Raw genomic sequence first — 15,864 nt, 5'->3', positions numbered from 1 at the left:
ATGAAAAAACTTACTGCATGCGTTGTTTCCTGTTTATTCCTGTTAGGTTGTACCTCTCAGGAGATTTCCTATGATAGATACTCTCTGGTGGAAGATGTTTCATCTCAGAGTTTCAACTCTCAGTATGATATAGCCGTAGACCTATTCAGCACGCTCGAGGACGGCGGTATTGTTCTTAAGACTACTGATGTTACCCTGAGAGCTGCAAATCATCACAGATGGGCTTCTGATTTAAAATCACAGATTGCTGTGATACTGAATAAACATCTTAGTGAGTATCAGGTTAGAAATGATTTAGATATTGATATCAGTGTAAGCAAATTCTATGGAGCAGTTGATGGTAATGTCTATATAGACTTATTTGCTGACGTTAAGCTTGATGACAGACAGTATTTCCATCATGGCTATTCCTTCACCTCTAAACAGGAAGAAGACGGTTATGCTTCTTTAGTTAAGGAATTAAAGAGAGGAATAAATTCAATCGGAAATAAGTTTGCTCAGGATTTGAGTTTAAAAGAATAGAGTTAAGAATAGAGATTAACTTCCAGACCTAAAAATCTGGAAGTTTTTTTTATTTTCCAATACAGAAAGTACTGAAAATCTTTCCTAGGATATCATCAGAGGTAACGGTACCTGTAATTTCTCCTAAGTAATCCTGTGCTTGACGGATTTCCTGTGCACATAAAACAAGATCACCTGTAGCAACAATATCCTTTGCCTTTACGATATACTCGTAAGCTTTCTCCAGTGCTGCTATATGACGTCTACGTGCAATAAAGACACCTTCTATAGGCATGATACCTAGAGCATCAACCAGGACCTTCTTCAGATCATCCAGTCCTGTTTCTGTTTTGGTAGAAGTTCTAACCTGTTTTAGGCTGCAGAATGGTTCTGATGACAGCAGGTTGCTTACCTCAGAACAAAGTTCCTTATCTGCTTTTGAAACAATAACCATTATTCTGTTGGTATTTGATTCAAATTCTTTTACCTTTGTGTATGTTTCCATTACATCGACAGGTGACTTTGAACCATCAATCATGAATAGGACCAGATCAGCCTTCTTTAGCTCATCAATTGCCTTCTGAATACCAATGGCTTCAATTTCGTCTGATGGTTTATCTCTGATACCGGCTGTATCGGTAATGGTAACCGGTACACCTTCTATTTCAACCTGAGCTGTCAGAACATCTCTGGTTGTTCCAGGAATATTGGTAACAATTGCCTTATCTGCTCCTGCCAGAGCATTCAAAAGACTTGATTTACCAGCATTAGGAGAACCTGCAAGAACTATCTTCGCTCCTTCATTGAGCTTTACACCCTGATTGGCTATCTTGATAGTTTTTGCTGCTAGAGCTTCAATATCATCAAGTTCTCTATCAGTTTTACCTGATTCGTAGAAGTCTTCATGCTCCTCAGGAAAATCCAGACAGGCTTCGATTCTTACTCTGAAATTAGTAATTCTGTCAGTTAACTCATTAACATTCTTAGAAAAACTACCTTCTAGAGAAGATAGTGCTGCTTTTGCTGCACTCTCTGAACCTGCAGAAATAAGATCCTCAACTGCTTCTGCTGCTGTAAGGTCCATTTTGTTGTTCAGAAATGCACGTCTTGTAAATTCACCTGGTTCTGCCTGTCTTATCCCGTCGATACTTAGAATTCCGTTCAGAACACGCTTAGGTGAAACATTTCCACCGTGTCCTTGAAACTCAACGATATCTTCACCTGTATATGAATTAGGGGCAGCAAAATAAATAACAACACCTTCATCGAGGACTTCGTTGTTCATTTTAAATTGCTTGAAATAGACTTGGCGAGGTTTAGGAGTGATTCCGGTAAGTGTTTTTGCGACTTCTAGGGCCTTGGAACCTGAGACCCTAATAATGGCAATGCCACCCCTACCAGGAGGAGTGGCAATTGCTGCAATAGTATCTTCGATTGTTGCCATAAATAATACTATTTAGAAGCAGGCTGTTTCTTCATGCTTAAACCACGCTTTTCAAGTGATCTGAAGATGACGAACTGCTGCAGAATTGTGAAGCAGTTTGAAACAAGCCAATATAAAGTTAGACCTGCTGGGAATGTACAGAACATGAAGGTAAATACAAATGGCATTGCCATGAATACCTTACGCTGTACAGGATCTGTAACAGGGGTTGGTGACATCTTCTGTAAGTAGAACATTGTTACACCGTACAGAATTGGTAGTACGAAGTATGGATCCTTAACTGATAGGTCGGTAATCCATAGCATAAAGCTTGACTGACGTAGCTCGGTTGATTCCATTAGAGTCCAGTATAAAGCGATGAAAATAGGCATCTGGATTAATAATGGTAAACAGCCACCAAGAGGATTTACCTTCTCGCTCTTGTACAGCTTCATGGTTTCGGTACCAATCTTCTGTCTGTCATCCTTGTAGCGTTCTCTTAATTCCATAAGTTTTGGCTGTAGTAAACGCATCTTAGCCATAGATGTGTACTGAGCCTTTGTTAATGGGAACATTACACCACGAACGATCATGGTTAGAACGATAATTGAGAAACCCCAGTTTCCAATTATTGAGTGAATGAAAGTCAGGATCTTGAATAATGGAATTGAGATGAACCATAACCAGCCGTAATCAACGGTTAACTCTAGGTTCTTAGCAACACTTTCCATTGCATCCTGGTTCTTAGGACCAACCCAAAGCTTGCTTGATAGCTTAGCTTCGTTTCCAGCTGCAACATTTACTGAATCAGTTCTGATACCGATAATTGCGCTGGTATTGTTATCTGCATGATTTGAGTAGATTACGTTGTTTACGTTGTTCTCACCGCCAATCCATGCTGATACGAAATAGTGCTGAATCATAGCAACCCAACCTTCTTTTGTGGTTACGTTGTATGACTTGTCATCGATGATATCGCTAAGAGTCTTTTTCTCGTAACGGCTTTCATCAGATGAGTATGCTGTTCCTCTGTATGCACTTGCAACCATACCGAAACCAGAATTGTTCTGCAGGTATGAATCATCAGCAGTCTGCTTTAACTGACCGTACATACATAGGTTTAAATCTTTCTCTGACTTGTTGTTAACAAGGTAGCTTACATTTACTACGTAAGAATTTCTGTCGATTGAGAAGCTCTTGGTGTAGGTAACGCCATCCTTCTCAAAAGTGATGTCAGCGGTAACATTGTTCTGACCATCTTCGATTCTGTATTCAGTCTTTTCTGCTTTGAACTCTGGTCTCTCTCTGTTATCGATGCCATCTCTACCTGCTAGACCACTCTGAGCCTGATATTTGAACTGAGGTGTGGTCATCAGTAACTGGAATGGATCTTCCTTATCTTGTTCCTGCTTAATCTTTAATAACTTAGCATCAACAATGTCACCACCCTTAAGGTTGATGGTTAACTCTAAATTATCACTAACAACTTTAATTAAGTTGCCTAAAGCACTCTCTGAACTGATTTCTTGTGACTGTAAATTAGCTGCTTGATCAGCCATTTTCTGTGCATTGGCTTTGTCAGCATTCCAGTCCCAGAACAAGAACATGGCAGCACAAAGTAAAAGTATGAATAACAGATTTCTTTGTTGTTCCATTTTGGAAAAATCCTAAAAGATTTATTTATTTTTTCTTGGTACAGGGTCAAGTCCACCTGGATTTAAAGGATGGCATTTAGAGATCCTTTTGATTCCAAGGTAGATTCCTTTTAAAACACCCCATTCTCTTATGGCTTCAAGAGTGTATTGAGAACAGCTAGGGTAAAAACGGCAATGCTGCCCTAACAAAGGACTGATGAAGATTTGATAGAAGCGAATCAGAGCTATCGCTATTTTTCCAAACGGTGAGATATTTGTAGCCATAATCGTCTAAAAATTGCACTCAGTTCAGAATTGCTGATGTCTTCTATTTTTGGTCTAGCTAATACAACCAGATCAATATTAGGAAGAGAATGCTGTGTTAATCTAAAAGTTTCTCTGGCGATTCGCTTTACACGATTTCTCCAGACGGCCCTTTTTAACACTTTTTTTGGTATGACTAAACCCAGTCTAGCACAATCTTCCTCATTTTTTCTTGCAAGAACAAGTACTCCTGGGACACTTGCGCGGACTGGATTTTTGAAAACCTTATCGTATTCCTCGGTGGTTAGAATTCTAACTGACCGAGGAAATGTATTATTAGCCATTAACAGTAGTTAAACGCTTACGACCTTTTGCACGACGACGTGATAAAACTTTACGACCGTCAGCAGTACGCATACGAACACGGAAACCGTGGGTCTTTTTACGCTTAGCAACATTTGGCTGGAAAGTACGCTTCATTTGTAACTCCAACGACGGGACAACCGCCTTAACAACATAAGGTGAATATTAATTTACATTAATCACCACTAACACAAAGTACGGTATTTTACATTGTAAATGTGCTTAAGGTCAACACGAATATGTGGTAAAATTATTCGCCATTATTAATTGAATGATATTTTTGATTAATTGAAAGTAATTATTATTATAAGAAGATAGGTTTTTTTATGGATTTGGTTCAAATCTGGCATGACGCTATTCAAAATTTAAAACAGTCTATTAATGATCCTCAGAAACAGGCTATTTACGGATTAATTGAATTCCAGTCATCTATTCAAATTATTGGTTCGGATTTATGTTTCATCTGTAACAATGATTTTATGATGAAACTGATGTCTGAATTTTCTCCTTCTTTATATATGGAGATCTCAAGATTACTTGGAAACAATAGTCTTGGTCTAAAGCTTCTTTTAGCAAGTGAACTTCAGAATTCACAGAATAACAATCAGGTACAGCCAGCAAATTTTGGCTTTCAGAATGAACCAAATACTCAGGTAAACAACAGTTTTAATCCTAATCCAAATCCGATTAATCAGCAGCCTTCTAATGTGGTTCCTGTTCAGAATGCTCCTGCTCATAACATGGTCAGAGCTGATAACATTAATCCAGAGAAGACCTTTGAAAACTACGTTACAGATCCTGAAAATTCACTTGTTTATGCAATTGCTCAGAAGATTGCTCAGAATCCAGGTTCTGAATCATACAATCCTTTCTATGTATATGGTGGTTCAGGTCTAGGTAAGACTCACCTGCTATGGGCTATTGCAAACAGAATCAGAGCAACCAAGCCAGAGATTTCTGTTGTGTATATTCGTGCTGAGGAATTCATCAGAAAGTTTGTTGAGTCAATGTCTAAAACAGGCTTTGTTGATCAGCAGGTTAAATTCCAGGATTCGTTTACACAGCATGATGTTTTCATCATGGATGATATTCAGTCATTGACCAAAGGTGAGAAATCTAGAGATACATTCTTTGAGATTATTGCTAACTATCTGGATAAACCAGGCAGCCAGCTTATCCTTGCATCTGACGTTGCTCCAGGCAATTTAAAGAATTTCCATCCTCGTCTGGTTTCAAGATTCGGTTCAGGTGTATGTAGAGAGATTTATCCACCTTCTGCAGAAACCCGTGCTGCAATTACTTTAAGAAAATGTAAGGAACTGGATATTCAGCTTGATCACGATGTTGTTGATTATATTGCTAATAACATCAGATCCAGTGTTCGAGAGATTGAAGGTGCTATCAAGACTCTGAAGCAGCATATTGAAATTACTGGCAAGCAGATTTCCTGTGATGATGCAGTTAAGCTGCTTTCTAATCTGGTTAATATTGACAGACAGGTAACCAGTATTGATGCAATTAAGGATCGTGTTGCCAAGGAATATGGTGTTACCGTTTCTTCTATGGAATCAGCTGAGAGAAAGAAAGCTACATCTCTAGCACGTTCTATGGCAATGACACTTGCAAATGATCTTATTCCGAATTTATCATTAAATGACATTGGAAGAGCCTTCAACAAGGATCATTCCTCTGTTCATGAAGCAATCAAACGTACTCGTGAAAAAATAGGTGACGATAGAGAGGAACAGTCTGCAATTTATCAGAGACTGATTCTGTCACTGAAGAAAGAGTAATTGTGGAGTTTATCAGATGAAATTCAGAGTCCTACTATCTAACTTAAAGAAACAGCTTGATGAGGTTGCTGGTATTGCAGGAACAGCCCCTAATAAAGAGGATATTACTCAGAACATTCTTATTAATGTATCTGAGAATATGCTTAATCTGAAAGCCACAAATTACAATATTGAGCTTAAAACCATTATTCCTCTGGATGATGTTGAGTCTGATGGTGAAATTACAGTTAACGCAAACAAGTTACGTGATACTTTAAGTAATCTTGATATCAACAGTGTTGTTTCTATTACTCTTGACGAAGATAAGAACGTTCTTGTTATTTCAGATGGAAATACTTCATTTGAGATTCGTACTCGTTCTTCAATTGATTTCCCTTCATTTGAACTTGAAGATATTGAACAGGAAATCAGCATTAAACAGTGTTTACTGAAATCTATCATTGACTCATCTGTATTCTGCGTTTCTAATGAAGATTTCCGTGATTATCTGAAAGGTATCCGTTTTGAGCTGAATGGTTCAAAACTTGAAATCTTTACCTCTGATGGTCATAGAATGGCAATTCTTGAAACTCAGCTTGCAAATCAGACATCATCTGGTTCATTCGGCGCAATCATTACCAAGAAGTGTGCTGCTCAGCTTTCAAAGATTTTAAATGATTCAGGTGAATCCGAAGTTGTTCTGAAGTTTACAAAGAATGCTGTTAGAACTTCATGCAATAACTTCTCTCTTGCATCTAAGCTGATTAACTGCGGTTATCCTAATGTAAGAACTGTTATTCCTAAGTCTATTGATACAACAATCTCTATTCCACGTGTGACTTTCAATAAGCTGATCCAGCAGGTTTCAGTTCTTTCATCTAAGCGTGTGAACGGTGTTTCCTTCAGCTTTGGTAATGGCAAGGTTGATTTAAGATCTGAGAACTCAGAACATGAGGTTGCAACTGCTTCTCTTGTTCTTCCTGATGCTCAGACACCAATCGAAATTTCTCTGAATGGTCAGTATGTTCGTGATGTTCTTAATGTAATCAAGACAGATAATGTTTTATTCTGTTTTAGCCAGCCTATGCTGAATGTTCTGATTAAATCTGATTCATCAGACAATAACGAGCTTAATGCAAGCTATATCATCAGTAAGGTTGTTGTTTAGTTTTAATGTGTTGCGAAGAATATCCTTTCTTCGCAATTATTCTTTATGCATATCACCAGGCTTATCGTACAGAACTGTCGCAATATTTCTTATCTTGATATAAAACCATCAAGTAATTTTAATCTTATATATGGACCTAATGGTTCTGGTAAAACCTCTCTTTTAGAATCTATTTCCTATCTTGGTCTTGGGCGTTCTTTCAGAACAACAAAGTATGTTTCTCTTATAAAAAGAGGAACAGAATCAATTACAATTTCAGCCAAGGTTAAAAGTGATAAGTCTGAATTTGAGGATACTCTTGGCATCTCTAGATTTAAATCCAGAAACAAGGGCTTGCAGGTTTCTGTAAACTCTGAACGTTCGTCCAGACTTCTGGACCTTGTGGATAGAATAAGCGTTCAGGTTATTCATCCTCAGGGAATTGATCTGATTCTGGGAAGCCCTGAGTTAAGACGCAGCTATATTGACTGGGGAATTTACTATATGTACCCTGAGTTCAAAATGCTATGGATGAATTACAAGAAGCTTCTGTCTCAGCGTAATTTTCTTCTTAAGAAAAATGCATCTGTAGAAGAGATTCAGCTATGGGATGATGCCCTTTCAAATATCAGCGAAAATATCACTTCTATTCGTGAAGAATATCTTCAGAAACTCTATCCTATTCTGCGTGAAAAACTGCAGCAGTTTTTGCCTGATTTTGAGTTCGATTTTAACTTTCAAAAAGGTTGGGAAAATGGCTTGCAGTTGCGCTCTGCGCTAGATTTAAATCTTGAAAAAGACCGTGTTTTGGGGTATACTTTTTATGGTTGTCACCGTGCGGATTTAAGGGTCAAATGCAACGGTTTTTTAGCATCTGATACCTTATCTAGAGGACAGTTAAAATTACTTGTCTGTGCAATGAGATTATCGCAGAGCCATTTGCTTAGACAGCAAAGTGGAAAAAACTGTATTTTCTTAATTGATGATCTCAATTCTGAGCTAGATCCACACTCTAGACATCTTTTGTTAGATGATTTAATAGATTGTAAGTGTCAGGTCTTTTTAACCAATATCTCAGAACAGATTGATATTCCTGATCGTATTGATTGTAAATATATCAACATCTCTACATCTATTACACCAGATTCATAGAGGACCAAATGTCAGAAGAAAAAAACAATGATTATGATACTTCCAGTATTAAAGTTTTACATGGCCTAGAAGCAGTTCGTAAACGTCCTGGAATGTATATCGGTGATACTGATGATGGATCAGGTCTACACCATATGGTTTTTGAGGCAGTTGATAACTCTATTGATGAAGCTTTAGCCGGTTTCTGTGACCATATTGAAGTAACTATTCATGAGGATGGTTCTGTTTCATGTACTGATAATGGTCGTGGTATTCCTGTTGCTATGCACCCAGAAGAGAAGGTTTCTGCAGCAGAAGTTGTAATGACCGTTCTTCATGCTGGTGGTAAATTCGACTCAAATTCTTACAAAGTATCAGGCGGTCTGCATGGTGTAGGTATTTCTGTTGTTAATGCCTTATCAGACCGTTTAGAACTAACTATCAGACGTGAAGATCACATCTGGCAGCAGGTTTATTTAAACGGTGGTCATCCTGAGGCTCCTCTTCACCAGATTGGTGATAGTGATGAACACGGTACAATGGTTCGTTTCTGGCCTTCTCCAGAGATTTTTAATAACAATATTACTTTTGAATACGCTATCTTAGCCAAGAGACTTCGTGAGCTATCATTCCTTAACTCTGGCATTAAGATTACCTTATCTGACTTAAGAGAGACTCCTGTAAAGCAGGAAGTCTTCTATCATGAGAAAGATGAAGGTATCAGCGCATTCATCAACTACCTGAATAAGGGTAAGAAGCCTATTCAGGAAGAAATCATTCATTTCACCAATGAGAATGATGATAATAAGATTTCTAATATCAGCGTTGAAATTGCAATGCAGTGGACCGATGCATACACAGAGAATATCTACTGCTTTACAAACAACGTTCCACAGAAAGACGGTGGTCAGCATTTAGCTGGCTTTAAGCGTGCTATTACCAATACATTCACCAAGTATCTGGCTGAGCATGCTACCATCGATAGCAAGATGAAGAATGTTACAGCTTCTTCTGAGGATATCAGAGAAGGTTTAACTGCTGTTATCTCTGTTAAGATGCCAGATCCTAAGTTCTCATCTCAGACCAAGGATAAACTTGTATCTTCAGAAGCTGGTACAGCAGTAAATAACTGTATTAACAATCATTTACTTGACATTCTAATCTTCAACAAGAAGATCTTCTCAGATAACATCTGTAATAAGATTTTATCTGCTGCAGTTACCCGTGAAGCAGTTAGAAAGGTTCGTGATATGTCACGTACCGACAGATCAGGTATCAGCAGCAAGTCTGTTGATAAGCTTGTTCCTTGCCGTGAAAAGAATCCTGCTTTATCTGAAATCTTCCTGGTAGAGGGTGATTCTGCAGGTGGTTCAGCAAAGAACGGAAGAGATTCTAAATTCCAGGCCGTTCTACCTTTAAGAGGTAAGATTCTTAACGTTGAAAAGGCTCGCCTTGATAAGGTTTTAGAGTCAGAACAGATTTCAAATCTTGTTATTTCATTCGGCTGTGGTATTGGCGAGAATTACGATATTTCAAAGCTGAAGTATCATAACATTATTATTATGACCGATGCCGACGTGGACGGTGCTCATATTCGTATTCTTCTTTTAACATTCTTCTACCATTTCTTCCCAGGAATCATTGAGAATGGCTATGTTTATGTTGCAGAGCCTCCTCTATATAAGTATGAGAAGAAATCCTCCAAGAAGGACCCTGTTTACGTAATTACAGAAGAAGATGCTGCATTCTTTGAGGTTTCTCTAGCTGTTGAGATGGGACAGTTATTCCCATCACGCGGTGCTGCTGCAATTCCTCCTGTATCTCTGGAAGCATTATTTAAGAAGTACATTGCTGTTGTTGCTTCTGCTAAGAAGGCATGTAAACAGGAAGCTGATTATAACTATGAAGCAATTATCAACATGCTTTATTACGATGTAATCAAGGATAATATGTTTGCTTCTGAGGCTGACGTTAAAACCTGGGTTGAAGGCTTTATTAAGGTATTACCTTCAAATCCTTCAGAGGGTATGTACTATAAGTACAGAATCGAACACGATGAGCTTAACAACAAGTTCTATCCAGTAGTTATTAAGCATGTTTTCGGTACTGATGAAGAGTGCACTATTAACGAGAAGTTCCTAACTAAGATCAGATACGACAAGATTAAAGCATTACATGCTCAGGCATCAAATCTGATTGAAGAGGATGGATACCTATATATTCCTTCAAATCCAGCTGAAAGCAAGGAAGTTAAAGTTAAGAATTTAACAGAGGTTTATGACATTCTGAAGAAGAAAGCTAAAGATAGTGTTAACATCCAGCGTTACAAAGGTCTAGGTGAAATGAGTGCAGCTCAGCTTTCTGAAACCGCTATGAATCCTGATACCAGAAGCATCAAGCGTGTTCACTTAAGTGATGCAATGGAAGCTAATAAGCTATTTGCTGACCTGATGGGTGATGATGTACCAGTAAGAAGAGAGTACATCGAAATTCACAGTGACGAAGCTGTGTTAGATGTTTAATCTTCAATCTTTTAAATATTACCTTAAACCTGGCTTTTGCCAGGTTTTTTATTATCTATTCTTCAATATAATTATCCGAAGGCTATCTCCGCAGATAACCTAATATTATGATTTATAAAATATTTCTTATATAGGTTATCTCTAATATCTATAGATATTCATGTTCCACGTGGAACTTATCAAATATTCTTTAAACTCTATATAGACTTTTTTCCCACATATTTAAATATCGTAGATTACGAATTCATACCCTATGTTGAGCATAGAGATTCAGTAATAAGCGAATAGAACATAATTAATATAATATAGAATTAATACTATGTTTTTTATATAAGCATGAATACATTCTATATGTTCCACGTGGAACAATTATGAACTATGTCTATGATTGATGTAATCAGAAATTACTTTGATATTGAAAAGTGATGATCATAAAAAAATCTAATAACAATATATTGATGTAATTAAAAAATTTTTTCTGTGAATATTATTTTTTTAACTAGTAATAAATAGTAAATTTCTATTTACTAATAACTGGAATCTAAGTCAAAATCAAATATTGTTATTCATATTTAATATGTTTTAGTTAAAGTTCCACGTGGAACATATATTTAAATTTGTGTTTCCATGAATAATAATTTGTAAATAAATTGAATATAGAAATAAAGAGGAAATTATATAAATCTTCACCCCTGTTTTATGTTCCACGTGGAACATAAACTTCGACTATTCATAATTTATATCCTAATTTATTAAAATATTTTGTAATATCATTACGATTTATTTAATTGTTCCAAGCAAATCTTATTAATTCATTTAGAAAGATAGATAATTGTTCATAAATCAGTGCCCTCTAGTGTTCCACGTGGAACAATTACTTGATAATTAATTCTGTTAATTTATTAATATTTCGCAGAGAAATTCCTTATGAGCTTATTTGCTCTATTTTCTATCAGATAAATTTGAAATTCATAATGTTTTATCAATTAGTATTTTCATTTTTAATGTAATCATTGTTCCATGTGGAACAACATTAATTTCTTGAAGACGATATATCCATTATCCTCTATATAATTTTGTGTATATTTATAATAATCAATTAATTTTATGAGATATTAACTCTCCACTTAGTTGATTATTCTTTATTATTAATATTAATATCAATATTAATATGTTCCACGTGGAACATTAATTACAATTAGAAATCTACTAAATCTGATTATTTTGATATCGATATTTGTTATATAAACGTTAGGGTGATTCTGACAAATTACAATTCTTAGGTTCTTCTTTAACTATTTATAAAATGAATGAAATAAATTTACTTGTTCCTCTGCTTAGTTTCGAATATGTTCCATGTGGAACATAATAATTTGGAACTAATAGTTCCATGTGGAAAATTAAGTGTAAATTATTAGTATCTGATTAATTGTTCCACGTGGAACATAAAAATGACGTTTAAATATAATGAATATGTTCCATGTGGAACATCGTGATTAATATGAAATGAGTATAGATTGTTCCATGTGGAACATAAAAAAGAAGGGGCTCTAAAAATAGAGCCCCAGGTCATAATTAGAAAACTAATTAGTATAGTACTGAAATATCAGCAGTTTTAGCAATAATCTCATGAAGATTGTTTAGTAAAGCCAATCTGTTATTCTTAATCTTAGAATCTTCAGCATTAACCATTACATTCTCGAAGAAATTATCAACTGGATCCTTCAGCTCTGATAGAGCAGATAGAGCCTCAGTATAATTACTCTCTGAATATAACTTAGAAACCTTAACTTCAACAGTCTTTAATACATTGAATAGCTTGATTTCTGCATCTTCTTTCAGAAGAGATTCATTGATATTCTTATCAAAGTTATCTGCCTTGCTTAGAATGTTGTTAATTCTCTTGTATGCAGAAGCCAGGTTCTCAGCTTCAGGTAGTGACTTAAACTGCTTAACAGCCTTAACTCTGTTATCAAAGTCCAGAATATCCTCTGGATTGGTTGATAGAACTGCTAAGAAGATTGATGCCTCAATGCCCTGATCCTGGTAGTAAGCCTTAAGTCTGTTATAAACGAAGTTAATAACATTCTCTTTGGTTTCCTTTGACTTTAGCTTAGCTTCAAGAATAGAGCATGCTTTTTCGATTAGCTTGTAGAAGTTGATTGAAATGTTGTTTTCAATCATGATTCTAATTAGGCCAATAGCTGCTCTTCTTAAGCCAAATGGGTCCTTATCGCCCTTTGGTAGCATATTGATACCAAAGATACCAACCAGGGTAATAATCTTCTCTGCTAAGCTTACAGAAATCTGTACAGGCTTGGTAGGAATAATGTCACCAGCAAATCTTGGTAAGTACTGCTCGAAGATAGCGTCTGAAACGTCCTTGTCTTCGTTATCCAGCTCAGCATAATGCATACCCATAATACCCTGAGTATCAGTGAACTCGGTAACCATAGTGGTTGCTAAATCGCACTTAGCTAGGTGAGCTGCACGAGCTGCTTTGCTTGCATCAGCATTGATTTCGTTAGCAATGTATTTAGCCAGCTCTTCAACACAGTCTGATCTGAATGCAAGAGTACCAATATCCTTCTGATAAACAATGTTTTCAAGCTTCTTGAAGTATGACTCAAGGCTGTTCTTTCTGTCTGTCTGGAAGAAGAACTCTGCATCAGAAAGTCTTGGTCTAACTACTCTTTCATTACCTGAAATCAGAGAGGTTGGATCATCTGGATTGATGTTTGATGCGAATGCAAATGAAGGAAGAAGCTTGTTATCCTTATCGTAGATAGGGAAGTACTTCTGGTCACCCTTCATGGTATAAACAAGAGCCTCAGCAGGAACCTTAAGGAATCTCTCCTCGAAAGAAGCCTTGAAGATATGTGGTTCTTCAACGATTGAGGTAACTTCTTCAACTAGTGAATCATCAAGGTCAGCCTTACCGTTAACAGAGTTAGCGATATCAGTAACCTGCTTGATGATAGAAGCCTTTCTCTCATCATAATCAGCAACTACATGACCTTCGGTTCTTAGCTGCTCTACATAGGTATCTGCAGACTTGATTACTACCTTCTGTGATCCAAGGAAACGGTGACCGTTGATTTCTTTTGATGATTCAACACCTAGGATTGAACCTGGGATTAGAGTATCACCGAAAAGCATACATAAGGTATGTACAGGACGAACGAACTCTTCCTTCTTATCACCCCAGTGCATTAAACGTGGAATTGGAAGTGACTTCAGAGCAGTCTTGAATAAATCAGGAACGATATCAGCTGTGTTAGCACCCTTCTTGGTGGTCTTGATGTATAACCACTCACCTTTAGGGGTAGTTAATCTCTCTGCATCTTCAATCTTGATACCATTAGCTGAAGCCCAGCCTAAAGCAGCTTTTGTAGGATTGCCGTTAGCATCGAATGCAGCCTTAACTGCAGGTCCCTTGATTTCAATTTCCTGGTCCTTCTGCTTCTCTTCAAGAGCAGAAATGAATAGAGCCAGTCTTCTTGGGGTTGCATACCACTTTGAAGATTCGAAATGTAGATTCTGATCTTTTAACTGCTTTACAAATGAATCATGTAAAGACTGAGCAAGGGTACGTAAAGATTTTGGAGGTAGTTCCTCAGTTCCCAGCTCTAAAAGTAAATTATTGGTTGTCATGATATGTTAAATCCTAGTTATCCTTGTTTTCAGTCTTTTTGCACATTGGGAAACCTAGCTCTTCTCTAGATTTGTAATATGCTTCTGCAACAGATTTAGATAGAGTTCTGATTCTCAGGATAAATCTCTGACGCTCAGTTACTGAAATAGCATGTCTTGCATCTAACAGATTGAAACAATGAGCTGCCTTTAGAATTCTTTCATATGCTGGTAGAGGAAGTGGCTTCTCCAGATTTAGAAGATAGCTACTCTCTTTTTCCATCTGATCAAACATGCTGAATAAGAAATCAGTATCAGCGTGTTCAAAGTTGTAAGTAGACTGCTCTACTTCGTTCTGATGGAATACGTCACCGTAGGTAACATCACCGTTTGCAGTATGTGCCCAGATTAAGTCATAAACAGTCTTTTTCTTCTGGATGTACATAGCAAGACGCTCTAGACCATAGGTAAGCTCACCCGTAACAGGGAAACACTCTAGACCGCCAACCTGCTGGAAGTAGGTAAACTGTGAAACTTCCATACCGTTCAGCCAGATTTCCCAGCCAAGACCCCAGGCACCAAGAGTTGGGTTTTCCCAGTTGTCTTCAACGAAACGAATATCATTCTCGGTTGGATCAAAACCAAGTTCCTTTAGTGAGCCAAGATATAACTCCTGAATATTATCTGGAGATGGCTTAAGAATAACCTGGAACTGATAGTAGTGCTGAAGTCTGTTAGGGTTTTCACCGTAACGACCATCGGTTGGTCTTCTTGATGGCTGAACATATGCACATGAGATTGGCTCAGGACCAAGTGATCTTAAGAAAGTCATTGGGTGTGAAGTACCAGCACCGACTTCAAGATCGAATGGCTCTGCAATCATGCAGCCATGTCGCATCCAGTAATCTTGTAGGGTAAGAATTAAACCTTGGAATGTTTGAAGGTCATATTTGTTAGACATTTTTTTAACCTTGCGACGAATACAAAATAGATAAAGATCTATTCAAATAAAAAAAATAAAAAAAAGTTGGTACATTTTACCATTAAACCGCATCAGTTTGCGCCTTTATTGAGGAAAAATACCTATAAAAAGAAAGAAAAATGCAAAAAAGTTACAAAACATGAAAGAAAAAGCAAAGATAAATTAACTCGAGTTTCCCAGATAAAAAATTTAAGTAAATCCAGATCCACTCTAGGATTGATGCTCTTTAAAAACTTGTATTGATTTATTATCTTGCTAGAGGCAATGGAATTACCTGCTTAAGGAAGTTACAGATCCCGTTAAACCATGAGCCTAACAGATCATTTATGATCTGCTCTGCTTTAACAAGACAACCTTTCTTTAGCAGGCTTGCTTCTTCTAAAATCTTTGGAATATAAATGAAGCATCTCATTAGAGAATCTATTGCTGCCTGATAAGGTATATCCTGTATCTGTTCTTTTGTAAATCTGAATAGAGCACCTAATGAACGTT

Annotated in this window: 13 protein-coding genes; 5 read left to right on the top strand and 8 right to left on the bottom strand. The window is 36.9% G+C overall.

Features of this window, described 5'->3' with window-relative positions:
* Positions 1-522: a PqiC family protein gene (locus B5D46_RS03150; RefSeq protein ID WP_078928196.1), complete on the top strand. Its 522-nt coding sequence runs from the start codon at positions 1-3 to the stop codon at positions 520-522.
* 49 nt (positions 523-571) lie between these two features.
* On the opposite strand, the gene mnmE is transcribed toward B5D46_RS03150, so the two are convergent.
* The 5 genes from mnmE to rpmH are packed head-to-tail and all read right to left on the bottom strand — an operon-like array spanning position 572 to position 4,302.
* Positions 572-1,945: a tRNA uridine-5-carboxymethylaminomethyl(34) synthesis GTPase MnmE gene (gene mnmE, locus B5D46_RS03145; RefSeq protein ID WP_078928195.1), complete on the bottom strand. Its 1,374-nt coding sequence runs from the start codon at positions 1,943-1,945 to the stop codon at positions 572-574.
* A gap of 8 nt (positions 1,946-1,953) precedes the next feature.
* Positions 1,954-3,579 carry a membrane protein insertase YidC gene (gene yidC / locus B5D46_RS03140; protein ID WP_078928194.1) on the bottom strand — a complete coding sequence of 542 codons (1,626 nt, stop codon included), beginning with the start codon at positions 3,577-3,579 and terminating at the stop codon, positions 1,954-1,956.
* A gap of 21 nt (positions 3,580-3,600) precedes the next feature.
* Positions 3,601-3,843, bottom strand: a complete 243-nt coding sequence (yidD, locus tag B5D46_RS03135) for a membrane protein insertion efficiency factor YidD (protein ID WP_074838318.1) — start codon at positions 3,841-3,843, stop codon at positions 3,601-3,603.
* On the bottom strand, positions 3,810-4,166 hold the full coding sequence (gene rnpA / locus B5D46_RS03130) for a ribonuclease P protein component (protein ID WP_078928193.1): 357 nt from the start codon (positions 4,164-4,166) through the stop codon (positions 3,810-3,812). The genes yidD and rnpA overlap by 34 nt, the downstream gene beginning before the upstream one ends.
* Complete coding sequence (gene rpmH, locus B5D46_RS03125) at positions 4,159-4,302, bottom strand: 50S ribosomal protein L34 (RefSeq protein WP_031490834.1); 144 nt, start codon at positions 4,300-4,302, stop codon at positions 4,159-4,161. The genes rnpA and rpmH overlap by 8 nt, the downstream gene beginning before the upstream one ends.
* Before the next feature lie 209 nt (positions 4,303-4,511).
* Here rpmH and B5D46_RS03120 point away from each other — a divergent pair, with 209 nt between their 5' ends.
* Genes B5D46_RS03120 through B5D46_RS03105 form a run of 4 tightly spaced genes read left to right on the top strand, consistent with a single transcriptional unit; the run spans position 4,512 to position 10,757 of the window.
* Positions 4,512-5,978: a chromosomal replication initiator protein DnaA gene (locus B5D46_RS03120; RefSeq protein ID WP_078928192.1), complete on the top strand. Its 1,467-nt coding sequence runs from the start codon at positions 4,512-4,514 to the stop codon at positions 5,976-5,978.
* A 16-nt stretch (positions 5,979-5,994) separates the two neighbouring features.
* On the top strand, positions 5,995-7,125 hold the full coding sequence (gene dnaN, locus B5D46_RS03115) for a DNA polymerase III subunit beta (RefSeq protein WP_031490832.1): 1,131 nt from the start codon (positions 5,995-5,997) through the stop codon (positions 7,123-7,125).
* A gap of 45 nt (positions 7,126-7,170) precedes the next feature.
* Positions 7,171-8,256 (top strand): DNA replication/repair protein RecF, encoded by a 1,086-nt coding sequence (gene recF, locus B5D46_RS03110; RefSeq protein WP_078928191.1) that lies wholly within the window; start codon positions 7,171-7,173, stop codon positions 8,254-8,256.
* Positions 8,257-8,264: 8 nt separating this feature from the next.
* Positions 8,265-10,757, top strand: a complete 2,493-nt coding sequence (locus tag B5D46_RS03105) for a DNA gyrase subunit B (RefSeq protein ID WP_078928190.1) — start codon at positions 8,265-8,267, stop codon at positions 10,755-10,757.
* 1,587 nt (positions 10,758-12,344) lie between these two features.
* On the opposite strand, the gene glyS is transcribed toward B5D46_RS03105, so the two are convergent.
* The 3 genes from glyS to B5D46_RS12110 form a co-directional block, all read right to left on the bottom strand.
* Positions 12,345-14,411 carry a glycine--tRNA ligase subunit beta gene (gene glyS / locus B5D46_RS03100; protein ID WP_078928189.1) on the bottom strand — a complete coding sequence of 689 codons (2,067 nt, stop codon included), beginning with the start codon at positions 14,409-14,411 and terminating at the stop codon, positions 12,345-12,347.
* Between the two features lie 13 nt (positions 14,412-14,424).
* Positions 14,425-15,351: a glycine--tRNA ligase subunit alpha gene (gene glyQ, locus B5D46_RS03095; protein ID WP_031490828.1), complete on the bottom strand. Its 927-nt coding sequence runs from the start codon at positions 15,349-15,351 to the stop codon at positions 14,425-14,427.
* A gap of 268 nt (positions 15,352-15,619) precedes the next feature.
* A partial coding sequence (locus B5D46_RS12110; protein WP_159443007.1) for a hypothetical protein occupies positions 15,620-15,864 on the bottom strand: 245 nt, incomplete at its 5' end.

The organism is Succinivibrio dextrinosolvens DSM 3072 (assembly GCF_900167015.1).
GTDB classification, from domain to species: domain Bacteria; phylum Pseudomonadota; class Gammaproteobacteria; order Enterobacterales; family Succinivibrionaceae; genus Succinivibrio; species Succinivibrio dextrinosolvens.
Note: the sequence above shows the minus strand (reverse complement) of the source record. Positions and strands in the feature narration are given on the sequence as shown.